24 protein-coding genes are annotated in these 22,279 nt (G+C 66.4%); 13 read left to right on the forward strand and 11 right to left on the reverse strand.

Translation table 11 applies throughout. The features are described 5' to 3' along the window. Positions 1–322: 322 nt before the first annotated feature. On the reverse strand, positions 323–1,066 hold the full coding sequence (locus C447_RS03235; RefSeq protein WP_007690870.1) for a DNA polymerase sliding clamp: 744 nt from the start codon (positions 1,064–1,066) through the stop codon (positions 323–325). Between the two features lie 105 nt (positions 1,067–1,171). Here C447_RS03235 and C447_RS03240 point away from each other — a divergent pair, with 105 nt between their 5' ends. Together C447_RS03240 and C447_RS03245 are read left to right on the forward strand one after the other, a co-directional pair. After that, positions 1,172–2,473, forward strand: a complete 1,302-nt coding sequence (locus tag C447_RS03240; RefSeq protein ID WP_007690871.1) for an ABC transporter substrate-binding protein — start codon at positions 1,172–1,174, stop codon at positions 2,471–2,473. Positions 2,474–2,521: 48 nt separating this feature from the next. Next, on the forward strand, positions 2,522–3,277 hold the full coding sequence (locus C447_RS03245; protein ID WP_007690873.1) for a 23S rRNA (uridine(2552)-2'-O)-methyltransferase: 756 nt from the start codon (positions 2,522–2,524) through the stop codon (positions 3,275–3,277). Positions 3,278–3,797: 520 nt separating this feature from the next. Here C447_RS03245 and C447_RS03250 read toward each other — a convergent pair. Next, positions 3,798–4,817, reverse strand: coding sequence for a lysylphosphatidylglycerol synthase transmembrane domain-containing protein (locus C447_RS03250; protein WP_029601809.1), 1,020 nt, complete (start codon positions 4,815–4,817; stop codon positions 3,798–3,800). A gap of 100 nt (positions 4,818–4,917) precedes the next feature. Between C447_RS03250 and thiL the strand changes: the two genes are divergently transcribed. Further along, a complete protein-coding gene (thiL, locus tag C447_RS03255; RefSeq protein WP_007690877.1) occupies positions 4,918–5,784 on the forward strand; it encodes a thiamine-phosphate kinase in 867 nt (288 codons plus the stop codon). A 344-nt stretch (positions 5,785–6,128) separates the two neighbouring features. Here the strand turns inward: thiL and C447_RS03260 are convergent, their stop codons facing one another. Continuing rightward, on the reverse strand, positions 6,129–6,449 hold the full coding sequence (locus C447_RS03260; RefSeq protein ID WP_007690879.1) for a winged helix-turn-helix transcriptional regulator: 321 nt from the start codon (positions 6,447–6,449) through the stop codon (positions 6,129–6,131). Between the two features lie 121 nt (positions 6,450–6,570). Here C447_RS03260 and C447_RS03265 point away from each other — a divergent pair, with 121 nt between their 5' ends. The 4 genes from C447_RS03265 (at position 6,571) to C447_RS03280 (ending at position 9,578) form a co-directional block, all read left to right on the forward strand. Further along, entirely contained in the window at positions 6,571–7,008 is a 438-nt protein-coding gene (locus C447_RS03265; protein WP_007690882.1) for a DoxX family protein, read from the forward strand. 200 nt (positions 7,009–7,208) lie between these two features. Then, positions 7,209–7,586, forward strand: a complete 378-nt coding sequence (locus C447_RS03270) for a DoxX family protein (protein ID WP_007690884.1) — start codon at positions 7,209–7,211, stop codon at positions 7,584–7,586. A 184-nt stretch (positions 7,587–7,770) separates the two neighbouring features. Continuing rightward, a complete protein-coding gene (locus C447_RS03275; RefSeq protein ID WP_237713425.1) occupies positions 7,771–8,757 on the forward strand; it encodes an NAD(P)/FAD-dependent oxidoreductase in 987 nt (328 codons plus the stop codon). Between the two features lie 227 nt (positions 8,758–8,984). Next, the gene (locus C447_RS03280; protein WP_029601935.1) at positions 8,985–9,578 is read left to right on the forward strand and encodes a flavin reductase family protein; all 594 of its coding nucleotides are present in this window, start codon (positions 8,985–8,987) and stop codon (positions 9,576–9,578) included. A 329-nt stretch (positions 9,579–9,907) separates the two neighbouring features. Here the strand turns inward: C447_RS03280 and phoU are convergent, their stop codons facing one another. Then, positions 9,908–10,579 (reverse strand): phosphate signaling complex protein PhoU, encoded by a 672-nt coding sequence (gene phoU, locus C447_RS03285; RefSeq protein WP_007690890.1) that lies wholly within the window; start codon positions 10,577–10,579, stop codon positions 9,908–9,910. Between the two features lie 217 nt (positions 10,580–10,796). On the opposite strand from phoU, the gene C447_RS03290 reads away from it, so the two are divergent. Then, positions 10,797–11,792, forward strand: a complete 996-nt coding sequence (locus C447_RS03290; protein ID WP_007690893.1) for a phosphate uptake regulator PhoU — start codon at positions 10,797–10,799, stop codon at positions 11,790–11,792. A gap of 49 nt (positions 11,793–11,841) precedes the next feature. Next, positions 11,842–12,348 carry a DUF5817 domain-containing protein gene (locus C447_RS03295; RefSeq protein WP_007690895.1) on the forward strand — a complete coding sequence of 169 codons (507 nt, stop codon included), beginning with the start codon at positions 11,842–11,844 and terminating at the stop codon, positions 12,346–12,348. A gap of 37 nt (positions 12,349–12,385) precedes the next feature. Here C447_RS03295 and C447_RS03300 read toward each other — a convergent pair whose 3' ends face one another. Beyond that, on the reverse strand, positions 12,386–12,772 hold the full coding sequence (locus C447_RS03300) for a hypothetical protein (protein ID WP_007690897.1): 387 nt from the start codon (positions 12,770–12,772) through the stop codon (positions 12,386–12,388). 50 nt (positions 12,773–12,822) lie between these two features. Next, positions 12,823–14,031: a hydroxymethylglutaryl-CoA reductase (NADPH) gene (hmgA, locus tag C447_RS03305; protein ID WP_007690898.1), complete on the reverse strand. Its 1,209-nt coding sequence runs from the start codon at positions 14,029–14,031 to the stop codon at positions 12,823–12,825. A gap of 183 nt (positions 14,032–14,214) precedes the next feature. Between hmgA and C447_RS03310 the strand changes: the two genes are divergently transcribed. Beyond that, positions 14,215–14,913, forward strand: coding sequence for a DUF4013 domain-containing protein (locus tag C447_RS03310; RefSeq protein WP_029601936.1), 699 nt, complete (start codon positions 14,215–14,217; stop codon positions 14,911–14,913). A gap of 64 nt (positions 14,914–14,977) precedes the next feature. On the opposite strand, the gene C447_RS03315 is transcribed toward C447_RS03310, so the two are convergent. Beyond that, positions 14,978–15,988, reverse strand: coding sequence for a DUF7544 domain-containing protein (locus C447_RS03315; RefSeq protein WP_007690902.1), 1,011 nt, complete (start codon positions 15,986–15,988; stop codon positions 14,978–14,980). A 134-nt stretch (positions 15,989–16,122) separates the two neighbouring features. Between C447_RS03315 and C447_RS03320 the strand changes: the two genes are divergently transcribed. Next, complete coding sequence (locus tag C447_RS03320; RefSeq protein WP_007690904.1) at positions 16,123–17,646, forward strand: amidohydrolase; 1,524 nt, start codon at positions 16,123–16,125, stop codon at positions 17,644–17,646. A 24-nt stretch (positions 17,647–17,670) separates the two neighbouring features. On the opposite strand, the gene gpmI is transcribed toward C447_RS03320, so the two are convergent. Then, positions 17,671–19,185, reverse strand: coding sequence for a 2,3-bisphosphoglycerate-independent phosphoglycerate mutase (gene gpmI / locus C447_RS03325; RefSeq protein WP_007690905.1), 1,515 nt, complete (start codon positions 19,183–19,185; stop codon positions 17,671–17,673). 143 nt (positions 19,186–19,328) lie between these two features. After that, positions 19,329–19,916 carry a hypothetical protein gene (locus tag C447_RS03330; RefSeq protein WP_237713426.1) on the reverse strand — a complete coding sequence of 196 codons (588 nt, stop codon included), beginning with the start codon at positions 19,914–19,916 and terminating at the stop codon, positions 19,329–19,331. A 517-nt stretch (positions 19,917–20,433) separates the two neighbouring features. Here C447_RS03330 and C447_RS03335 point away from each other — a divergent pair. Continuing rightward, a complete protein-coding gene (locus C447_RS03335) occupies positions 20,434–21,078 on the forward strand; it encodes a hypothetical protein (RefSeq protein WP_007690910.1) in 645 nt (214 codons plus the stop codon). Positions 21,079–21,222: 144 nt separating this feature from the next. Here the strand turns inward: C447_RS03335 and C447_RS03340 are convergent, their stop codons facing one another. Together C447_RS03340 and C447_RS03345 are read right to left on the reverse strand one after the other, a co-directional pair. Continuing rightward, positions 21,223–21,378: a hypothetical protein gene (locus C447_RS03340; RefSeq protein ID WP_007690917.1), complete on the reverse strand. Its 156-nt coding sequence runs from the start codon at positions 21,376–21,378 to the stop codon at positions 21,223–21,225. 31 nt (positions 21,379–21,409) lie between these two features. Then, a complete protein-coding gene (locus C447_RS03345; RefSeq protein ID WP_007690919.1) occupies positions 21,410–21,751 on the reverse strand; it encodes a DUF7113 family protein in 342 nt (113 codons plus the stop codon). A gap of 91 nt (positions 21,752–21,842) precedes the next feature. Between C447_RS03345 and C447_RS03350 the strand changes: the two genes are divergently transcribed. Next, entirely contained in the window at positions 21,843–22,265 is a 423-nt protein-coding gene (locus tag C447_RS03350; RefSeq protein ID WP_007690921.1) for a universal stress protein, read from the forward strand. Positions 22,266–22,279: the final 14 nt, after the last annotated feature.

Consider the following 22,279-nt stretch of genomic DNA (forward strand, 5'->3'; position numbering starts at 1 on the left):
TCCTTGCATCTCGGCGAGCGCCGCAGGCGCGAGCCGAGAATGCGGTGCGGGGCGGTCTTCTGGTGTCTCGGCGAACGAACGTGAGCCGAGGCTCAGGAGAGCTGTGCTCTCCTGGCGGATGAAGGGCGAGTGAACGCCGGAGGCGTGAACGAGGGCTTCGGCGGAGGCGGTGCGGTGGCGGTGCTGTGCGGAGTCATTAGTGGCTGTACCGCGAGTGAGGCGAAGCCGAACGAGCGGCCCTTTTTAGTCCAGGTTTTTGGGCGGGGGTTGAGCGCGAGAGCGCAGCGAGCGCGATTCCCCCGTCGAAAAAAGTGGGGGTGTGTTAGTCCGACTGGATGCGCGGCGCGAGCATGTAGGTGACACTTCCTTCGGCTTCGGCGATGTCGAAGTGGAGCTTGACGGGGAACTCCTCGCCGAGGTCGAGGGTGACCTCCGCGTCGCCGGGGATCGCCTTGTTCATGTCCTTCAGGTAGTCGAGCGAGAAGAGGGAGTGAGCGGGGCCGGCGGTGAGGTCGATGAGGTCGTCGTTGTCGAGCTCGAAGTGGACGTCGTCGGTGTCGCCCTCGGCGTCGACGTAGAACTGTTCGTCGGCCTCGTCCACACCGAGCGCGATGTGGTCGCTCACCATGTCGGCGGCCTTCACGGCGCGATTGATGTCCCGGCCTTCGAGCACGATCGTCGCGGGGAGGTCGAGGTCGGGGATGTCGGGCTCCTGCCTGATGGAGTCGGGGTCGATGAGCGCGAGGGTGTACTCCAGCCCGTCGATCGAGATGTGGAGTTTCCGGGTCTCCTCGTCGAGTTCGAGGTGGACGAGGTCGTCGCCGCCCGCCATCCCGGCGATGTCCTGGAGGCGCGAGAGGTTGACCCCGATGACGCCGCCGTCGGCCTCGTAGGACTCGAAGGCGGTGGCCGAGAGCGTGAGGTCGACCATCCCCACGTTGGCGGGGTCCACCGCCCGGATCTCGACCTGATCCTCGTTGAGGTGGAGCTTACACTCTTCGACGAGGACGCTCACCGAGTCGAGGGCCGTCCGCAGGGTCCCCGCGCTCACGATCGCGTTGAACATGACCGCGGTACGAACAGGCAGCTTATAAAAGATGCGCGTTCGTCGCCGCGTGCCGAACGTATCGCGGACCGAAATCGATTTACCGTTTTAGGTGGGCCTAACGACATGGCGAACGATTCGACGATGGACGGGAGGGTATCACGGCGACAGTGGTTGCGGTCCGGCGCGGTCGTGGTCGGTGGCGGGCTGCTCGCCGGCTGTAGCGGCGGTTCCGGCAGTGAGGGCGGGAACTCGACGAACGGGGGCTCGGGGGCCGGAACCGACGCGGCTAACGGGTCGGGACCGAACTCGGGAACGGGTACATCCGGGACGGCGGAGTCGACCCAGTCCTCGGGCACGGGCGGGTCGTACTCGGTCTCGATGGCCCCCGCGGGCGAGGTCAGTTTCGACGGTGTCCCGGAGGACGTGATGGTCTACAGCCTCTACGCCGCGGACGCGATGGTCGCCTACGGTGCCGGCGACGCCGTGAACTCGCTGGGGTTCAGCGCGGAGGCCGGCGGGAACACCCTCAGCGCGTACTACGAGCGCCTCGATGGCGTCTCCTTCGACAGCAGCGGTCTCCAGCAGCTCAACGAGGGCGGGTCCGGTGGCATCAGCGTCAGCAAGGAGGTTTTCTACCAGCTCGATTCCGACCTCCACCTCATCGATCCTGCGCTGGTGGTCTCGTTCGACGGTTGGAGCCAATCCGACGTCACGGAGATCGGGGAGAACGTCGCGCCGTGGTTCGGCAACAACTACAGTCGGGATCACACCCAGCCACCGAAACCCTACCGGAGCGACTACCAGTACTACACCCTCTGGGAGGTTGCCGAGAAGCTCTCGCAGGTGTTCCAGCAACACCAGCGCTTCCAGCAGCTCGCATCGATCCACGACGACCTCGTGGATCGGATCCAGTCGAACCTCCCGCCGAAGAACCAACGGCCCACGGTGGCCGAGCTCCTCTTCATGGACGGGACGTTCTACCCCTCGAAGATCAACAGTCCCGGCTTCGGCAACGCTCACATCCGGCCGCTCAAGGCCACCGACGCGTTCACGGCGAGCGACATCGCCTACGGCACCTCCTACGACTTCGAACAGATGCTCGAAGTCGACCCCGACGTGATCCTCCACCAGTACGGGATCGCCTCGTACTACGACGTGGGCGACATCCGGACCACCCTCGAAAACGATTCGGTGGCGAGCAACATCGCGGCCGTCGAGAACGACCGGGTCTACCCCTCGGGCGACCCGGTGCAGGGCCCGCTGATGAACCTCTTCCAGCTGGAGATGACCGCCAAACAGCTCTATCCCGACCAGTTCGGCGAGTGGCCCGACTATTCGAGCGGCGACCCCTATCCCCAGATCCCGAAGGGCGAACAGCTGTTCGACCGCACGAAGGTGGCGAACGTCGTCACCGAGGGCAACTGAGAGGTCCCAAACCGGGATCGACAAGAGCGCAGGGTTCCGAGAGGGGGCATGAGCGGCCGAGACGAGTACTACAACAAGGCGAAACAGCAGGGCTACCGTTCCAGATCGGCCTACAAGCTCCAGCAACTCGACGAGACGGCGGACCTCTTCGACGACGGCGACACCGTGATCGACCTGGGGGCCGCGCCGGGCGGCTGGCTCCAGGTCGCCGCCGAGCGCGTCGGCACCGGACGCGTGGTGGGCGTCGACCGCCAGCGGATCGACTCCCTCGACGGGGTCGAGACCGTTCGCGGCGACCTCACCGACGAGGACGTCCAGGCGTACCTCGCGGAGCGGGTCGGCGAGGCGGACGTCGTGCTCTCGGATATGGCCCCGAACATGACCGGCGAGTACGACCTCGACCACGCGCGCTCGGTCTACCTCGCCCGGCAGGCGTTCGACGTCGCGCTCGACGTGCTCGCGCCGGGCGGTGACTTCGTGGCGAAGGTCTTCGACGGCCGGGACCTCGACGCGCTCGAAGCCGACATCGACACCGAGTTCGAGTACGTGCAAACCGTGCGTCCCGACGCCTCGCGCGACGAGTCCTCGGAGCTCTACCTCGTGGGGAAGGGTCGGATGACCGCGCCGGTCGAGCCGGGCGACGAACTCGTCGTCGCGATCACCGAGACCGGCGACGAGGGCGACGGCATCGCGACGGTCGAGGGCTACACCCTGTTCGTCCGGGACGCCGACGAGGGCGAGGAGGTCGAAGTCCGGATCGAGGACGTGAAACCCCGGTTCGGGTTCGCCGACCGACTCGACTAGGTGAAAGTGCGGAACGTGGAGCCGTTCGGAGATGATTTTCTCGGTTCGATTCGGTATCGGAGCCGAGTCCCGACACAAACGAGAGACCGCCCCGCTACCGCACAGCACCGCCCCGCGACAGCCACGAGCCTCCCGCGCCCACTTTTTTCCGACTCGGGTTCGCCTTCGGCGAACCACTCTCTGCTCACGGGCGCGAAGCGCCCGTTCGCACGGCACGAGGGACCGAAGGTCCCTCGCTGCTCGCAAAAACCTGTTCTGTCGAGTGAAGCGAGACAGAGCTTGGAAGAGCGCGGCTCTTCCAGTGGACTAAAAAACCGCTCGCTCCCTTCGGTCGCTCACGGGACAGTCGCTAACCGCACCGGCCACACGCCTCCCCAGCCGACTGCGCTCCTCGCTCACTCGCCTTCGGCTCGTTCGCTTCGGTGCTCATCCCTCGCACGGTGTCAACGCTCGGCGCTCACCGTCGTTCGCGCCGACCGCTACCGCGCGCCACGGTGGACGGTGAGGGAGCGCGATTCCGTCACCGGTCGGCGAGGATGGCGGCGGTACCGCCGCCGACCACCGTCGGAAGGAAGTAGGTCGCGCCGCGGTGGATCGCGACGGCGGCGATGATCGTCGCCGAGGGGATGCCGCCGGTGGTCGCGCTCACGAGCGCGCCGAGGACGATCTCCACGCCGCCCAGGCCGCCGGGAAGCGGCGTGACGCCGGCCATCGCGCCCGCGGGGATCGCCACGAGCACCACCGCGACCGGGACGCTGTAGCCGAGCGCGAACAGCGAGAGCCAGAGCGAGGTCGCGAGGCCGATCCACCCGAGCGCCGAAAAGGAGAGCGCGAGCAGCAAGCCCCGAGGGTTGGTGCCGACGCGCTCGACGGCGGTGAAGAAGCCCTCGATACGGCGTTCGAGCGAGTCCTCCGTCGGCGGGGAGACGCGTGGGAGGGCCCCCGAGACCCACTGGATCAGCGGCGTGAGCTTGTCCACGGCGGCGTGTTCGACCCGGTATCGGTTCCGCCACCCGAAGTAGGCCGCCGCGACCAGCAGGATGGCGAACGCGACCACGACGACCGCCACGAACTCGAGGTTCTGACCGAACGTGATCGTGGTGGCGAAGTAGCCCAGTCCGAGGAGCGCGAGCACGATCGAGGGGACGAAGTTGAGGGCGTCGACGCTCGCGATCGCGGCGAGGCCGGTCTCGTACTCGCTCTCGGAGGCCCGCGAGACGAGCAGCGCGCTCACGGGTTCGCCGCCGGCCTGCCCGAACGGGGTGACGTTGTTGGCGAACGTCGCGCCGGCGAAGACGAGGACCGCCGAGGGGATCGTGATCGGCGCGCCGAGCACGCCGAGCACCGTGCGAAGCGAGAGCCCCCAGGCCGTGAGCCAGCACGCCGCGACCACCACGATGACCACGAGCACGGGGGGGCTCGCCATCGAGAGGGCGGAGACGACGTCGCCGACGCCGACGAACCAGAAGAGGACGGCGAGCACACCGAGCGCACCCGCGAACCCCACGAGCGTGGTTCTGAGGTCGCCCTCGCGTATCATGTCGGTCAAACGACCGACCGTGGCATGAACCCTCCGAAACACGTCCGGTGGCGGGGTTTCCGACCGGACGGGTTTTGTCGCGGGCCGACCGATCCGGTCCATGGACGAGCGGGCGGCACTCGAACGCCTCGCCGGGCGCGTCCCGGCCGCCGGCGACGACTGTGCGGTGGTCGAGGACCTCGTGCTCACCACCGACATGCTCCACGAGACCACGGACTTTCCAAGGGGAGTCACACGCTACACCGCGGGCTGGCGCGCGGTCGGCGCGTCGCTCTCGGACGTGGCGGCGATGGGCGCGGCGGCCCACGCCGCGCTCGCGGTCTACGCCGCCCCCGAGTTCGACGAGGGGCTCCTCGATTTCGTCGGGGGGGCACAGGACGTCTGTGAGGCGGTGGGAGCCTCGTACGTTGGCGGCGACCTCGACACCCACGAGGAGTTCACCGTCTCGACGACGGCGGTCGGCCGTACCACGGATCCAATTCTGCGGTCGGGCGCGGCGGTCGGCGAGGCGGTCTGTGTCACGGGGAGCCTCGGGCGGAGCGGGGCGGCCCTCCGGCTGTTCGAGGCCGGCGAAACCGAACGCGCGAACGACCTCTTTCGATTTACCCCGAGAATCGCGGCGGGACGGGCCCTCCGTCCCTACGCGAGCGCGATGATGGACGTCTCGGACGGGCTGGCGCGCTCGCTCCACCAGTTGGCCGACGCGAGCGGTTGCGGTTTCGCGGTCCGGAGCCCGCTCCCGATCGACGAGTCGGTCGATGCGGTCGCCGAGGACCGGGAGGATCGACGCGAACTCGGGGCCTCCTTCGGGGAGGACTTCGAGCTGCTGTTCACCGTTCCCGAGACTGAGTTCGAAGCCGCCCGAAATTCGACCGACGTAGCGGTCACGCAGGTCGGAACGGTTGTCGAGGACGGCATTTCACTCGACGACGAGCCGTTGCTCGACCGTGGGTACACGCACGGGTAGGTAGCCGTCGCGGTGCGGTGGCGGTTGCGGGGCGGGTGGCGGTGCGGCCGCCGCGCGGTGGCGCGGTGGCGGTTGCGGTGCGGGCCTGGTGGATGAAGGGCGAGGCGCGCGAACGAGGCCGGAGGCCGAGTGAGTAGCGACTGAAAGGAGCGCGCGGCGAGGGCTTCGGCGGAGGCGGTGCTGTGCGGAGCGGTTGCGGAGGTGGTTAGTGGTTGTACCGCGAGCGACCTGCGGGAGCGAGCGGGCCGACGACCGACCAACGGGAGGGAGGAGGCTTTTGATCCACATTTTGCCAGGGAGTGAGCGAGCAACGCGAGCGAACGACCGCAGCAAAAGGTGGGGGTTTAGAGCCAGTCGTCGGCCCACGCCTCGACCTCGTCGAACACGGGGCAGAGGGCCTCGCCCTTCTCGGTGAGGCGGTAGTAGGTCGCGATCGGGGCGTCGGTTTCGGCGCGGCGCTCGACCAGGCCCGACTCCCGGAGGTCGTCGAGTACGCGCGAGAGGGTGCGGGCGTTGGCGTCGGTCGAGCGCTTGAGTTCGTTGAACCGCTGCTCGCCGTCGAGGAGTTCGTAGAGCACGACCAGTCGCCACTGCGAGCCGATCTGGCCGAGCGATTCGACGACCGCGCACGGCCCCTCCGTCGGGACGACTTGTTGGGATGACATCGTTGTTATCTGGTGGCTCCTATGTCCGCGAGCAGATATATAGGTTCGTATCGTAACCAGCTAACGTCGTGATATCGATAGTGCGGTTCGACGGGACGACGTATCGGTCGGTGATGGACGAGTGAGCCTCCTCCAGACGGGGGTTTTCGACGCGGCGGGGGCCGGCGTGCTGTTTCTGGTCGCCCGGGTGGTCTTCGGCGGGGTGCTCGCGTACATGGGGATCGGACACCTCACGAACGCCGACGGACTCACGCCCTACGCGGAGTCGAAGGGCATCCCGGCGGCGGGCGTGCTGGTGCCGTTCTCCGGCGGACAGCTGGTGCTCGGCGGCCTCGCGCTCATCCTCGGCGTGTTCCCCACGCTCGGTGCGGGCGCGCTCCTCGTGTTTCTGGTCGTCTCGGCGGTCACCATGCACGATTACTGGGCGGCACCCGACGACCAGCGGGGAAGCGAACTGACCGCCTTCCAGAAGAACGCGGCGCTCGCTGGGGGCGCGCTCGCGTTCCTCGCCCTGAGCGGCGTCGAGTGGCCGTACGCCCTTGGCATCGGTCTGTTCTGAGGCGGCCGCGGTCGACCGGCGCTGTTTTCGAGTGACGGGTCGGGGAGCCCGCTCGGCGGAGGTGCTGACATCGATGTCAGCGGGTTACCCCGCCGTCCACCAAGAGCTATGTAGGCCACCCTCCTCCGGACCGATGTGACGAACCTACCGACTCGAACGACCGGTATCGACGGCGAACAGACCGTGGCGGAGGCCGGCCGATGAACGTCTTCTCGCGGCTCGGCCGGGTGGTCTTCGGCGGCCTGCTCGCGTTCATGGGTATCAACCACTTTCAGGACATGGAGGGCACGATCGCCTACGCCGAATCCGAGGGCGTGCCGATGGCCGACAAACTCGTGCCGTTCGCCTGTGGCATGCTCGCGGTCGGCGGCGTCTGCGTCGCGCTGGGGCTGTTCCCCGTGCTCGCCGCGGGCGCGGTCATCGCGTTCCTCGCGGGCGTGACCCCCCAGATGCACGACTTCTGGAACTACGAGGAGGGCGAAGGCCAGCGCCAGGGCGAACGGATCAACTTCCTCAAGAACGCGGCGCTGCTCGGCGCGGCGCTCACCCTGCTCGGCAACGCGCTCGGCGACGACTGAGCGACGAGACGCCGGCGGACTTCCTTCGACGATCCCTTCACGTCACCACCACTCACACCGACTGTGAACCGTGGCGGCGGAGGAATAAGCGGAATTTCTTGTTTTTCTCACCGGCAGTGAGCATCGCCAAGCGATCCACATCCCGTCCGGAGGTGTTATTAAGATCAATGGCGTAGTTAATACTGTGGAGAGCAACAACGCTTCCGATGGAGGAAGTCCCGCGTACGATGTGATCGTCGTCGGTGGCGGGCCAGCAGGCCTCAGCGCCGCGCTTCAGTTGGGGCGCTCGCTCCGTGACGTACTGGTCTGCGACGACGGCGAGCCACGGAACGGGCCGGCCGACGAGGCCCACGGCTATCTGACCAGGGACGGTATCGCACCCACGGCGCTCCGTCGGCTGGGTCGCGAGGAGGTCGCCGAGTACGGTGGCGAGTTTCGAGATGCCCGGGTGACGGACGTCACGGAGGACGACTTCGGATTCGCCGTCACGCTCGATACCGGCGAAACGGTCGTGAGCGAGAAGGTCGTCGTCGCGACCGGGGTGCGTGACGTGCTCCCCGAAACCGACGGCTTCGAAGCGCTGTGGGGGAACGGGGTGTATCACTGCCCCTACTGCCACGGCTACGAAGTCCGCGACGAACCGCTCGGGGTCCTCATCAGAGACGAACACCCGCACCTGCCCGACTACGCGAAGCTCATCTACAACCTGAGTCGGGATCTCGTCGTCTTCACCGATGGGCAGGACGTCCTCGACGCGGAGACGCGTTCGATGTTCACCGAGCGCGGCATCACGATCGAGGACGAACCGATCACCGGACTCGACGGCTCCGAGGATGGGCTCGAAAGCGTCTCCCTCGCGGATGGCCGCGACGTCGCTCGCCGCGCGCTCTTCTATCCCCCACCGATGGAACAGCACAGCGAGCTTCCGGACCGATTCGGGCTCGACGTGAACCAGATGGGCGTCGTCGAAACGACGCAGTCCCAGCACGGATTTGGTTTGACAGCTGTTCCGGGCCTCTTCGTTACGGGCGACGCGTCCAGCGGTTATCCAGCCTCGATAGCCTCCGCCGTCGCCGATGGCTCCGTGGTCGGTGCGACCGTCAACATGGAGCTCTCGAAGGAAGCGTTCGAGGACGTATCCGGTACCGCGAAAGTCGACCCGTCGGAGTAGGAGGGATCTCAGACCACGATACCGTTCGCGACCACCACCGTCACGTCCTCGATGACGAGCATACGAGTTCTCTAGTACACGCCAACAAAATACCGTAGGGCATCGGGTTTGGGGATCCCGGTTCGAGTATCGGCAGTCGTATGTCAGCGTGACCCGTCGAATCTATCCATGCCGGAGCAGTTCTGTCGAGCGCGGTGGTCGGGGCGGAGTTTTCAGCGGGGTCGGCGATGAGGATCGACCCCGACACGGTCGATTCGTTCTACCGGACCCTCGCAGGGGCGGTAGTGCCACGGCCGATCGCGTGGGTGAGTTCGATGGCTGCGGACGGGGGACTCAATCTCGCGCCGTACTCCTTCTTCAACGTGGTCAACGTCGATCCACCGGTGGTCATGTTCGCGCCGAGCGCGCGACCGGACCGACCCGAGGGGCTCGCGGACTCGGCGCGCAACGTCGAGGAGACGGGTGAGTTCGTCGTCAACGTGGTTACGGAGCCGTTCGCAGCGGCGATGAACGCCACGAGCGCCACCCTCGCGCCGGGCGAGAGCGAGTTCGAGCACGCGGGCCTCGAAACCACGCCCTCCGAACGGGTCGACCCGCCCCGGGTCGCGGGGATCGAGGTCGCCTTCGAGTGCGAACGCTACGAGACGATCGAGATCGGCTCGAACACGATGGTGCTCGGCGAGGTCGTGCTCGCCCACCTCGCGGACGGCGTGACGACCGACGGCAAACTCGACGTGACGAAAGTCGACGCAGTCGGCCGATTGTCGGGGAGTTACTACTGCCACACCGGCGACCGATTCCGGATGGAACGGCCCGACTGAGCGGGAAAAAGCGATCCCGGCGCGCGCCGCCGCCCCGGCGGTGCGGCCGCCGTGCGGTTGCGGTCGCGGTTCCTGGTGTCTCGGCGAACGAACGTGAGCCGAGGCTCGGGAGAGCAGTGCTCTCCTGGTGGATGAAGGGCGAAGGAGCGAGTGAAACGAGCGACTGAGGGCTTCGGCGGTGCGGTGCTGGTGCGGCTGGCGGTCGCGGAGGCGGGTTAGCGATCGTACCGCGAGTGAGGCTGGAGGCCGAACGAGCGGCGGTTTTTAGTTCAGGTTTTTGTGAGGAGTGGTGCGCGAAGCGCACCCGACGAGGAAAAAAAAAGTGGTTCTTAGAAGATGAGTTCGTCGTCGTTGTCGACCATGTAGAGGGTGCGTGCGGAGATGTTGACGGCGTGGTCGCCGACGCGTTCGAGGTCGCGGACCGTGAGCAGCAACCGGGAGACGTCGGTCATGAGCTGGTCGACGTCGTCGACGGGGTCGCCCTCGATCCCGATGAGTTCGCGGACCACGGTGTCGGAGGCACGCTCGCATCGCTCGTCGAGTTCGGTGTCGCGTTCGTCGATGGCGTAGCAGGCGTCGGCGTCGCCGGTCGCGTAGGCCTCCATCGCGTCGGCGACCATCGTCTCGGCGAACTCGCCGATGGCCTGGACGTCGACCTCCGGGAAGACGTCGCGGTCGGCGTCGAAGGTGTACTCGCCGAGGTTGGTGGCCAGATCCGCGATGCGTTCGAGGTCGGTGATGACCTTGAACGAGGAGGCGATGAAGCGGAGGTCGCCCGCGACGGGCTGCTGGAGCGCGAAGAGGTCGATACAGTCGCCCTCGAGGTCGAGATACATCCGATTGACCTCGTCGTCGCCCTCGATGACCTCGCGGGCGAGCCGGTCGTCCTTCCTGGCGAGCGCGTCGAGCCCCATCCGGAGACGTTCGAGCACGACCTCGCTCATGTAGAGGACGTCCTCGCGGAGGGCTTCGAGCTGGGCCTGATAGCTTTCGCGGGGCATAGCCCTCCGTCGGCCTCTTCGGGTAATGTATCCTTCGCCGGAACGGTCGCTCACGAGCATATAGTCTATATAGTAAAACAAGAACGAACGTAGTTGTAAGTACTGCTCTAGAACGTTCTATCCACGACGTGCGGCGGTCGACTGAATATACGAAGATACGTGACGTGTACTATATATTATTGAGTAGATTTATTGGGGTGGAGGTTCGACTCCCGGTATGGAGACCCGCAAGGTCCAGGTCACGGGCGGTTCGACCTACACCGTCTCGCTGCCGAAGGCGTGGGCGACCGACCACGGCATCGAGGCCGGTAGCGAAGTCGAGTTCTATCCCGAGGACGATTCGCTGTTGCTCGCGCCGCGTCGCGAGGACGCCGCCACGGAGGGGACGCTCGACGTGACGGGCCTGGAGGGCGCGGAGCTCACTCGGGCGGTGGTCACGATGTACGTCAGCGGCTTCGACGTCATCACGCTCGAAACCGCGAGCGTCGACGCCGCCCAGCGCCGCGCCATCCGTGAGGCAACTCAGGGGCTCGTCGGGCTCGAAGTCATCGAGGAGACCGCCGACCGCGTGACCCTCCAGGACCTGCTGGATTCCTCTGAGCTCTCGGTCCACAACGCCATCACCCGAATGCGACTCGTCGCGCTCACCATGCTCGGCGACGCCGTCACGGCCCTCCGCGAGGCCGACGCCGACCTCGCGGACGACGTCACCCAGCGCGACGACGACGTCGACCGGCTGTGGTACATGACCGCACGCGTCTTCCGGAGCGTGCTCCGCGACCCGAACGCCGCCACCGAGGTCGGCCTCCCCCGCGAGACGTGTTTCGATTACCATTCGAGCGCGCGCCAGCTCGAACGCGTCGCCGACCACGCCACCAAGATCGCCGAGGTCGCGCCGACGATCGACGGCGTCTCCGAAGCGGTAGCCGCGGCGCTCGACGCCCTCCACACCGAGGCCGCGACGGTCGTCGAGACCGCGATGGACGCCTTCCTCGCCGAGGACGCCGACGAGGCGGTCCGGCTGGCGAACGAGGCGATGGCGAACATCGACGCGGTCGACGAGGCCGCCCGCGAGGCCGATAGCCTGTTCCGCGACCTCGAACCCAAACGCGCCCAGCAGCTCGGGCTCGTCGTGGATTCCCTCTCGCGCACGGCCGACTACGGGGGCAACATCGCCGAACGTGCGATGCAGAAGGCCGCCCCGCGGCCCTGACTCAGCGATCGACCCGCACCTTCAACACGACGCACCACCGAGGGATCCCATGTACGCGGTGGTCGGCTGTGGCGAGTGCAGCGCGCTCTGGGTGGTCGAGGGACGACCGGAGACGACGACCTGTCCCTCGTGTGGCAAGCGCCACCGCTTCGAGGCGCTGAAGAAGTTCGCCCAACACGAGTCGGGCGACGCCGCACGCGAGGCCCGCACCCGACTCCTCGCCGCCCGAAGCGACCACGCGCCCGACGAACTCGATTCCTTCTCGACCCTCGAATCACGGGCCGAGACCGGCGGGATGAGCGACGCGGAGTACCTCGAACGGTCGGGGCTCGACCCCGACCGAACGGCCGCGGCCGCGACCGGTTCGAAACGAAGCAAGGGCCGAATGGAGGTCGTTCGCGAGTCGATATCGGCGCTCGACGACCCCACCGAATCGAACGTCGTCGCGCGTGCCGAACGGAACGGGATCCCAGCCGATTACACCGAACGCGCGCTCGAACGGCTGTCCCAGCGGGGAGCCGTGAGCCGCCACGACGGGCGGTATCGATTGTTGTAGCGAGAAAAGCCCACTCGATCCTCGATCCAGCGCCGGCTCAGGGGCCCTCGGTCGAGTACTCGACCGGGACGACCTCCTCGTCGCCGTCGCGGTCGGCGTTGAGGTCGACCTCTTCGGCGAGCGCGGCTTCGAGTTCGGAGCCGAGGCGCTCGGTCAGCGTCTGGAGTTCGTCCCCGCTCAGTTCCTCGTCGGGTCCCGGGAGGTCGAGGTCGCTGCCGACGAAGCGCTCGGGGCGGATGTCGACGCCCTCGTCGGGCTGGTCGATCTCGCCCTCGGGGTTGTCGAACCCCTCCTCGTGGACGAAGAGGTCGGCGTTCCCCTCGGGATCGACCCGAACGACCGGCTCGCCGACGTCGTCGAGGTACTTCTGCTGGAGCGCAGTTCTGACCAGGTCGGCCTCGGCGGTGATACGGTCGATCGCCATACCCCCTCTTCTCGCTCGGACGGGATGTGCGTACCGACTGCCGACGCAAGCTATCGGCCGAGGTCGGCGTGGGCGCTCGACAGGTGGCGCGAGGCCAGCGCCCCGAGTAGCGAGAGTTCGCCCGCGAGCGCGCCCGCCGCGATGACCTCGGCGAGGGCGTCGGCGTTCGACCCAGGAGGACTCCCACCGCCGCGTACCCCGAGCAGCGAGAGCGCCTCGGCCTGCGTGGGCAGCTTCGTGCCGCCGCCGACGGTGCCGACTTCGAGGCTCGCGAGCGAGACGCTGGCGTAGAGTTCGTCCTCGCGGGCCGCCACGGTCGTGATCGCGTTCGAGCCCTCGACGACCTGGGCGGCGTCCTGACCGGTGGCGAGGAAGGCGGCGGCGACGACGTTCGCGGCCTGGGCGTTGAATCCCAAACTCCCCGCCTTCGCCGACCCGACGAGGTTCTTCCGGGTGTTGAGTTCGGCGACCGCCTCGGGCGTGGCGTGGAGGCGTTCTTCGACGACCTCGTTCGGGATCGCCACGTCGGCGACGACGCTTCGCCCACGACCCTCGACGGCGTTGATAGCGGCGGGTTTCTTGTCGGTACAGAGGTTGCCCGAGAGCGCGACGAGTTCGGCGGGGGTCTCGGACTCGACCACGTCGCAGGCCTCGCGGGTGGCGATCGTCGCCATGTTCATCCCCATCGCATCCTTGGTATCGTAGCCGAAGCGGAGGAACACCGAATCACCGACCGCGTAGGGCGTGAGGTCGACGAGTTCGCCGTGCGAGGTCGTGGACTCGGCGGCGCTCGCGAGGTCGGTCTCGTGGTCGCGCACCCACCCGACCACCGCCTCGGCTTCGACCACTCCATCGACTCGGAAGACCGGTGCGCGCGTCATCGCGCGTTTCGTCACCCGCGCGTCCGCCCCGCCGGCCGCCCGGATCACCGAACAGCCCCGGTTCACCGACGCCACCAGCGCCCCCTCGGTGGTGGCGAGCGGGAGGTAGTGTTCGGCCTCGCGCTCGCCGCCCGCCACGGGGACCGGCCCGGCGACGCCTATCGGGATCTCCACGGTGCCCACGAGGTTCTCGATGGTCGACTCGGTATCGGCGGCCGCGAGATGCGATTCGCCCACCGAGTCGAGGCTCGTGCCCGCTTCGTTCGCCACCACGCGCCGCCGGGCGGCGGCCGCGGTCTCGGGGTCGGCGTGGGATTCGAGTTCGTGGAGGCGGAGGTCGCCCTCCCGGACGCGCTCGGCGAGGTCTGCGGCGTTCATGCCCCTGCCTCGTCGCGGGCGGGCTAACCGTTTGGGTTCCATCGGAGCGGTCCGGTCGACCCCGAAAACAACCGGGCGACGGATATTCATGTAACTCGGAGGAACGGTTATATCCTCGGGACGCGTTCGTACGAACAAGAACAGTTGCGTCGCGCTCGCGAGCAGTCGTTCTTGGTGACCACGATGATCAGCGAATCGATTACCTACCTGCAGAACAGTGACGAGGTCGTCAAGACCGTCCTCATCGGCGGCTTGCTATCGATCTCGAGCGTCCTCCTCGTCCCGGCGTTCGTCGTCTCGGGCTACCTCGTTCGGGTCCTCCAGCGGACGATGAACGGCAACGACGAGGCACCCGTCTTCGAGGACTGGGAACGGCTCCTCGTCGACGGCCTGAAGGCGTTCGCCATCGCCGCCGTCTACGGGCTCGTCCCCGCCATCGTCGGCTTCGTGCTCGTCGGCGGGGGGATCATGGCGGCATTTTCGGGTGACGCGGGAAGCCTCATCGGCGGGACCAGCATCTTCGTGGGGCTCCTCCTCTCGATGGTCCTCGGCCTCGCCGCGTGGTACGTCATCCCCGCCGCGACCGCGAACTTCGCCGAGACCGGCCGTCTGAGCGACGGGTTCGATATCGGCACGCTCCGCCCGGTCCTGCTGAGCAGGACCTACGCGACCGGCTGGCTGCTGGCGCTCGGTGTCATCGTCCTCGGCGGCCTCGTCGCCGGCGTGCTCAACGTCGTCCCGCTCCTCGGGACGATCGTGGGCGTCTTCGTGAGCTTCTACGCGGCCGTGGCGGCCTACTACATCATTGGCCACACTTGGGCGGACCTGCGGACCGTCGAAACCCATCACGAAGGGACAGTCGACGAACGACCGGCGGCCTGAACCGGGCCGAACCCGCCGTCCCGTTTTCCCCACCTCGCAACCGTCCGAAAGGCGTTCCTCGACCCTACGCCGTCGTCTCGGTCCGGGCCGCCGCCCGTCGGTCGGGGATCAGGTCGAGCGCCTCGTCGGTGTCGCCGAGCACGAGGAGCGCGTAGAACCGGAAGTAGGTCTCGACGGGGACCTTCACGAGGAGGATAGCGACGAGCGCCAGCACGAGGTAGACGAGACCGATGACCGCGAGCGCGACCACCTCGATCGTCGAGAAGCTCCCGAAACCGCCGACGAGCAGGACGACCCCGGCCAGGATCCCGAACGGGATCGCGAGCGCGACGAGGACGAGGAGGTCGACGATCGCCACGGCGATGCCGGCCGCGATCGAGAGCACGAACTCGACGACGACGTAGACCGCGTACTGCGCCCACCGGCCGCGGAGCGTCGGCCAGAACCGTCGCCACCCCGCCAGCACGCCACGCTCTTCGAGCAGCATCACCGGGACGACGAACATCGTCGTGAACCCGGAGACCAGGGCGGCGACCACGGTGACGAGGAGGACTACCGGCACGACCACCAGCACCGTCCCCACCGCGGCACCGGCGCTCGGGCCGGAGCCACCGAGAAACGGGAGCAGCGCGAGTCCAACGGGAACCGCGATCGCCGCGAGCGTGAGGAGCCCGAGCACGACCCGGAAGCCGAACAGCCGGAGGCCGGCCCCGAGATATCGCCGGCCGAACCGCCGGATATGGACGGTATCGGAGCGGAGCGACTCGACGAAGACGAACTCCATGACCGACCCGACGAGGGCGAACAGGAGCGCGAGCACGAGGAGCAAGGCGACGACGAGCGCCACCGCGGCGAGGGTCCACTCGGGGAGGTCGGCGGCCGGTACGTCCCCCGGAACCGTCTCGGGAACGCCCGTGGTGTCGGTTCCGCTCGACTGGAAACTGAACGTCGACGTGCCACCGACGAAGAACACGACCAGCGCGAGGCGGAGCCAGCGGGACCGGTCGAACGGGAGGAGATACGAGCGGGTGACGTCGAACGCGTCGCCCAGCGCGTCGACCGCGTAGTATGTCATATCCTAATGATTGTGCGGCTGTCGTCATAAGCGGAACGCCGGATCTGACTCGTGTGTGGTGTCGGTTCGGTGGGATACCGAATGCGGACCTGACTCACCGAAGCGCTTTCGCGCCCTTCGTGCCTCGCTCCGGTATGGCCGCCGACTTGGTCCTCACGAACGCCGAGATCCACACCCTCACCGACCCCGACGACGTCCACGAGGCGCTCGCGGTTCGCGACGGCCGGGTCGTCCGGCTGGGGTCGGCCTACGAGGTTGCGTTTCTCGAAGGGGTCGAGACGCGAACCATCGACCTCGAGGGCCGCGTGCTCCTGCCGGGGTTCGTCGACGCCCACACCCACCTGACCGAGGTCGGAACGCGGCTGGTCCACGCCGACCTCTCGGGAGCGGGGTCGGCGGCCGAGGCCGTCTCGCGCCTCGCCGACCGCGCCGACGAAACCGACGCCGGCTGGGTCCAGGGCTACGGCTACGACGAGTCCGGGTGGTCCGACGCGCGCTATCTCGACCGGGACGACCTCGACGGCGTGAGCACCGACCGCCCAGTAGTAGCGTTCCGCGAGGACATGCACACCGCGGGGATCAACGGCGTCGCGCTCGACCGTCTCGGCGACCGACTCCCCGTCGACGACGTGCTGGAGGCGAACGGCGTTCCCACGGGCGTGGTGGTCGAGGACGCGCTCGGACCGGTTCGTGAGGCTATCGCGCCGGACGTGGACGAGACGCGCGACCGCCTCCGGGCGGCCATCGACCACGCCAACGCGTGCGGCGTCACCGGGATCCACGACCTGGTGCGTCACTCGCACGCGCCCCGCGTCTACCGCGACCTCCGTCGGGAGGGCGACCTCTCGCTCCGCGTTCGCATCAACTACTGGTCCGACCACCTCGACGCGCTCCGCGAGGTCGGCCTCGGGACCGACGACGGCGACGAGTTCGTCCGGACGGGTGCGATCAAGAGCTTCACCGACGGGAGCTTCGGCGGCCGCACGGCGAAGCTCTCCGAACCCTACGCCGACGGCGAGGGGAGCGGGAAGTGGGTCGTGTCGCCCTCGGAACTCCACGACCTCGTCGAGCGCGCCGACGCGGACGGCTATCAGTTCACGGCCCACGCCATCGGCGACGCCGCCATCGACGCGGTGCTCGACGCCTACGAGGCGACCGAGGCCGGAGCCGCGCGCCACCGGATCGAACACGTCGAACTCCCGTCCGAGTCGGCCATCGAACGCCTCGCCGAGACGGGCGTGGTGGCCTCCGTCCAGCCGAACTTCCTGAAGTGGGCCGGGGAGGACGGACTCTACGAGTCGCGGCTGGGGACCGACCGCCGTCGGCGCTCGAACCCGTTCCGGGACCTGCTCGATGCGGGGGTTCACCTCGCCTTCGGCAGTGACTCGATGCCGCTCGACCCGCTGTTCGGGGTCCAGCAGGCGGTGAACGCCCCGGTCGAGGGACAGCGCCTCACCGTCACCGAAGCCCTGCGGGCGTACACCCACGGTGCGGCCTACGCGGGCTTCGACGAGGACCGACTCGGCACCGTCGAACCCGGCAAAGCGGCCGACTTCACGGTCCTCGATTCGTCCCCGTGGGACGAACGGGAGGCGATCGCCGACATCGACGTCGCGATGACGGTCGTCGACGGGGCGGTCGTCCACGACGCGCGCTGAGCTGCGGGCCCCACCGACATCGGCTCAATCGAGCAGCGAGTCGCCGGTCATCACGTCGGGGACGTCGATCCCGCAGCGTTCGAGCAGCGTGGGCGCGAGGTCCGAGAGTTCGCCGCCCGCCCTCATTCCCCTCCCACCGTCGGTGCCGTCGGGTGCGAGATACACCATCGGAACCGGGTTGGTGGTGTGGGTCGTGTCGGGGTCGTCGGGGGTGCCCATGTCGTCGGCGTTGCCGTGGTCCGCAGTTATCAGGACGTGCCCGCCCGCCTCCTGGCAGGCCCCGACCAGGCGTTCGAGTTGGTCGTCGACGGCTTCGACCGCCGCCACGGCGGCGTCGAAGTCGCCGGTGTGACCCACCATGTCGGCGTTGGCGTAGTTGCACACCATCAGATCGGGGTCGTCGGTCTCGATCACCTTGATGGCGGTGTCCGTCACCCCCTCGGCGCTCATCTCGGGTCGCAGGTCGTAGGTCGGCACGTCGGGGCTGTCGATGATTCGCCTGATCTCTCCGTCGAACGCCCCCTCCCGCCCGCCGTTGAGGAAGTAGGTCACGTGGGGGTACTTCTCGGATTCGGCGATCCGGAGCTGACTCAGCCCGTGGGCGGCGAGCGTCTCACCGAGAGTGTCCTCGGGTTCGTGTGGCGCGAACGCGACGGGGAACTCGAACGTCTCGTCGTACTCGGTCATCGTGACGAGTTCGACTTCCGGAGGCGAGGTCTCGAACGCCCATTCCGGACGGGTGTCCGTGAGCATCCGGACGAGCTGGCGCGCCCGGTCCGCCCTGAAGTTGAAGAAGACGACGCTGTCGCCGTCTTCGAGCGCCGGCCCGCCCTCGACCAGCGTCGGCGCGACGAACTCGTCGGTCTCGCCGCGCTCGTAGGCGTCCTCGACCGCGGCCACCGCCGACTCTGCCGTGTGGTCGGCCTCCCGCTCGACGATCGCGTCGTAGGCGCGTCTCGTCCGCTCCCAGTTCTCGTCTCTGTCCATCGCGTAGTACCGCCCGGAGACCGTCGCCACGTCGCCGGTGCCGTATTCTTCGACGGCGGCGTCGAGGTTCGCGAGGAACTGGGTGGCGCTCTCCGGGGCGGTGTCCCGGCCGTCGGTGAACGCGTGGGTCACCGCCTCGACGCCCGCTTCTGCGGCGGCCCCGACGAGCGCCTGGAGGTGAGCCTGGTCGGAGTGGACCCCGCCGTCGCTCACCAGCCCCACGAAGTGGACCCGACCGTCGTCGTCGAGCGCATGGTCGAACGCGGTTCGGACCGCCTCGTTTCCGTCGAGCGAGCCCGATTCGACCGCCCGCGTGATCCGGGTGTAGCTCTGGTCGATCACCCGGCCCGCGCCGATCGTGAGGTGGCCGACCTCGCTGTTGCCCATCTGGCCCTCGGGGAGGCCGACCGCCCGCCCCGAAGTGTCGAGGGTGCCGCTCGCACCCTGTTCGGCCAGCCGGTCCATCGTGGGCGTCTCGGCCGCCCGGACCGCGTCGAGCCGGTCGTGGTCGGCGAGCCCCCAGCCGTCGAGGATCACGAGCGCCGCCTGCATACGTCAGTTTGGCCGGGCGCGCGTAACTACCCTTCGCACTCGCGGGCTTCGTGGTTGATGTCTTAGGACTGCTCGCTGGATTCGACCTCGGAGAATTGGAATCCGTTAATACAAAAAAAAAAGAGCAGCGAGGGTCGGCGAGGCTAGTCGTCCTCGTTTCTCTCGAGTGCCTCCTCGACCTTGTTCTTGGTTAGGCCGTGGACTCCCTTCGCGAAGCGGTATCTGCTGGGGTCTGAGTTGATTCCCAGCACGTTTCTACCGACTGCCCCGTTGACAGCCTTCACGACGGCGTTGAAGTCCGTTCTGTCAACGCTTCCGAGAGCCGCTTTGGTCTTGCCCTCTCGGCTGAGGACTTGTGTGACGATATCGTCGAGCGCGGCCTTGTAACCGAACGGGGCGGCTGACCGAATGTCTCGGCCCTCGTCGTACTCCCAGTCGATGACGATAGGGTTCACGCCACCCTGGAACGTTTTGTCGAGATATCCATCCTCCTCGGCGAGGTCGTTGAGGAGCCTGGTATACTTGAGACTCGTTAGGACCCGGTCTTTATCGTCGATGACCTTTTCGAGGTCCTTGGTTGCCTCAACGTCGTCTCTGAGACTCGGGCGTTCGAAGACCACCGGGCCGTTGACGTATGCGATTGTCAGCACGATGCGTTTCCGGGCCGTGGTCAGCTCCCCCCACGGCGTAGGGTCAGTGGCCGTTTCAGGCCTGCTTGAGTCAGAACTCAATGTCGGTTACCGACCTAAGACGCGAGGGAAACCTATTTCATTTGGGCTGCCTAAGCGGTAGGCACGCCCAAAACCCTCGCGTGGAGACCCCACTCTCCGCGGCCGGCGGGGGTGGATGGCGGGCATTTCGCAGATGGCTCACGTCGATGCTACCAGGCAGGAACGTGGGCCATTTTGTTTTTCGGCGTGCTTCGTTGTGTTAGACCGGGGTCCACCGGCGTTTCACCCGGGCATTTGCGGCGGATGCACTTAAGTCCCTCGTCCAAAAATGACCTCAGATTGGGTTTTCGGGCATAGGTTGAATGTTCGGAGACGTGCTTTATTACTAATGATGGTTATGGACCAGCGAGTGTCTGCTGGGTGGACCCACACCCGCTCGTAAGACGTGTAGAAGAGATATCGACATATGACGAATCGTTGATTCACATTCGACTAGTTAAGCCACCAACTCTTCCGGGGATTCATTGAATTTCCGCGAAAACCTTTTCATGGAAGCTCCCACCATATTAGACGTGCTATGAAGACAAATGTGAAACTAGAGTACGGCTCAGCAACGTTCGAGATACAGGCTCTAGAAGACGATAATTACAAAGATGAAGTACTAGAAATGCTTGAATTTATTGGCGAACACGAAGACCAATTTGAGATTCTTGGAGAGATGAAATCCGCTCCAAAGATGGCCGACTCCGGAGCAGAAGACAAATCTTTGGATGAGTTTTTGCCGTCGCAAACAAAGAACGAAGAGGAAGAGAACGCAGAGAGCGACCCGCTATACCCTATTGCTTCACGGATCAAGGTACCAGTTTCTGAGCTCAATACGTTTCTCCACGTTGAGCCAGAAGAAGACAGCCCTCCTTTTGTGTACACGGAGGATCTAGATATAGACGCTCGTAGGCAGGTTGATAAGCAGAGAATCGTGTCGCTCATAATATTGTACCTATGGGACGAGTGCTATGGATATGACCGGATGAAATCAACCCAGCTAAAGGATTCTCTTGAATTTTCAGACACTTCGTCAAGTGGTATGGCAAATATGTACCAGGGAAAAGGGGACCGCTATTTTGACCGCCGGGGGAGGGGTCCCTCCGCAACCGTGGGGCTGACCCCACCTGGTAAGCGTCAGGCACGAAAGGAGCTGACTCAAATTGTCAATCAAAGGTAATTGTCTTAATTCGTTCGTGTGGACTCAGAACGCCTAGTACGGACTCGGTAAAATACGTGTCAAGTTGTTAATCGCACCTGTTCATATTTCCTACTGTCTATAGTAGGGCTCATGAACAGCATCAGTTAATCTGGTGACACGATATTAGACATCGAGCTTGAAGACGCGATCGAGATACAGGTCCTCAACGTCCTCGTAGTAGGTATGGATATAGTGGTGCATAGCACCGTCCTCAATACTGGTTCCGACCTCGTCGCCCGGCATATAGTGGACCAGTTCGGCGTTCACGTCCTGATGCACGGACCAGCACGTCGCAAACCAGTATCGAGACTTATCGCGCCGCCGAATCCGCCTTCTGGACTTCGATCTCGACGTCCGACTCCGCCACACCGACCCGCGCGAACTGGGTTCTGAGGTGTTCTTTCGCCCCTTCGACCGCCCGGTCGCGCGTCTCGAAGCCGTGGGCCACCGGGGACTCGAAGGCGACGTTAACGGTTTCGTCGTCGATCTGCTGGGGCTGCCCGCCGGACTCGACCTCGTAGAACGAATCGCAGACCCAGACGTAGGGCGCGCTCTCGTCGGGCGCGCCGCTGAACGACGGCGCGTCCTCGCCGCGCTCGTAGAGCGTGCCGGTCAGTGCCGTCCCGCCGGCGTGGCCGCGAACCAGGAGCATGACCGATCTACTCGGCGGGTCGGCAAAACATCGACGTTCGGCGTGGGGGTCGGTCCGAGGGTTTAATCCGTCGCACGCGATATCACTCCACATGGTCAAACGGGTACTGGTTCCGATCGACGGCTCCGAGCAGGCCTGGGACGCGCTCGACCACGCGATGGCCGAGTACCCGAACGCCGACGTCACGCTGTTGTACGTCATCAACCCGGTCGGGGCCGGCTCGGGCGCGCAGGTCGGCGACGTGAGCTACGGCGAGGAGTGGTACGAGGCCTCGAAGGCCCGCGCCGACGGGCTGTTCGAGGCCGCGCACGAGCGCCTCCCGGACGGGACGTTCGCCACCGAGACCACCGTCGACCGCCCCGCCAGCGGGATCGTCTCCTTCGCCGAGGACGAGGCCTTCGACGCCATCGTGATGGGGAGCCACGGCCGCGACGGCGTCTCGCGGATCCTCCTCGGAAGCGTCGCCGAGACCGTCGTCCGGCGCTCGCCCGTCCCCGTGACGGTAGTCCGGTAACCCGGCCCCACCTC

The organism is Halococcus hamelinensis 100A6, assembly GCF_000336675.1.
Classification (GTDB): Archaea; Halobacteriota; Halobacteria; order Halobacteriales; family Halococcaceae; genus Halococcus; species Halococcus hamelinensis.

Bases quoted from the DNA above. Each gene is read 5' to 3' on its own strand.
- C447_RS03235 (WP_007690870.1), bottom strand. From the start codon at position 1,066: ATGTTCAACGCGATCGTGAGCGCGGGGACCCTGCGGACGGCCCTCGAC.
- C447_RS03240 (WP_007690871.1), top strand. From the start codon at position 1,172: ATGGCGAACGATTCGACGATGGACGGGAGGGTATCACGGCGACAGTGG.
- C447_RS03245 (WP_007690873.1), top strand. From the start codon at position 2,522: ATGAGCGGCCGAGACGAGTACTACAACAAGGCGAAACAGCAGGGCTAC.
- C447_RS03250 (WP_029601809.1), bottom strand. From the start codon at position 4,817: ATGATACGCGAGGGCGACCTCAGAACCACGCTCGTGGGGTTCGCGGGT.
- thiL (WP_007690877.1), top strand. From the start codon at position 4,918: ATGGACGAGCGGGCGGCACTCGAACGCCTCGCCGGGCGCGTCCCGGCC.
- C447_RS03260 (WP_007690879.1), bottom strand. From the start codon at position 6,449: ATGTCATCCCAACAAGTCGTCCCGACGGAGGGGCCGTGCGCGGTCGTC.
- C447_RS03270 (WP_007690884.1), top strand. From the start codon at position 7,209: ATGAACGTCTTCTCGCGGCTCGGCCGGGTGGTCTTCGGCGGCCTGCTC.
- C447_RS03280 (WP_029601935.1), top strand. From the start codon at position 8,985: ATGAGGATCGACCCCGACACGGTCGATTCGTTCTACCGGACCCTCGCA.
- phoU (WP_007690890.1), bottom strand. From the start codon at position 10,579: ATGCCCCGCGAAAGCTATCAGGCCCAGCTCGAAGCCCTCCGCGAGGAC.
- C447_RS03290 (WP_007690893.1), top strand. From the start codon at position 10,797: ATGGAGACCCGCAAGGTCCAGGTCACGGGCGGTTCGACCTACACCGTC.
- C447_RS03295 (WP_007690895.1), top strand. From the start codon at position 11,842: ATGTACGCGGTGGTCGGCTGTGGCGAGTGCAGCGCGCTCTGGGTGGTC.
- C447_RS03300 (WP_007690897.1), bottom strand. From the start codon at position 12,772: ATGGCGATCGACCGTATCACCGCCGAGGCCGACCTGGTCAGAACTGCG.
- hmgA (WP_007690898.1), bottom strand. From the start codon at position 14,031: ATGAACGCCGCAGACCTCGCCGAGCGCGTCCGGGAGGGCGACCTCCGC.
- C447_RS03310 (WP_029601936.1), top strand. From the start codon at position 14,215: ATGATCAGCGAATCGATTACCTACCTGCAGAACAGTGACGAGGTCGTC.
- C447_RS03315 (WP_007690902.1), bottom strand. From the start codon at position 15,988: ATGACATACTACGCGGTCGACGCGCTGGGCGACGCGTTCGACGTCACC.
- C447_RS03320 (WP_007690904.1), top strand. From the start codon at position 16,123: ATGGCCGCCGACTTGGTCCTCACGAACGCCGAGATCCACACCCTCACC.
- gpmI (WP_007690905.1), bottom strand. From the start codon at position 19,185: ATGCAGGCGGCGCTCGTGATCCTCGACGGCTGGGGGCTCGCCGACCAC.
- C447_RS03335 (WP_007690910.1), top strand. From the start codon at position 20,434: ATGAAGACAAATGTGAAACTAGAGTACGGCTCAGCAACGTTCGAGATA.
- C447_RS03345 (WP_007690919.1), bottom strand. From the start codon at position 21,751: ATGCTCCTGGTTCGCGGCCACGCCGGCGGGACGGCACTGACCGGCACG.
- C447_RS03350 (WP_007690921.1), top strand. From the start codon at position 21,843: ATGGTCAAACGGGTACTGGTTCCGATCGACGGCTCCGAGCAGGCCTGG.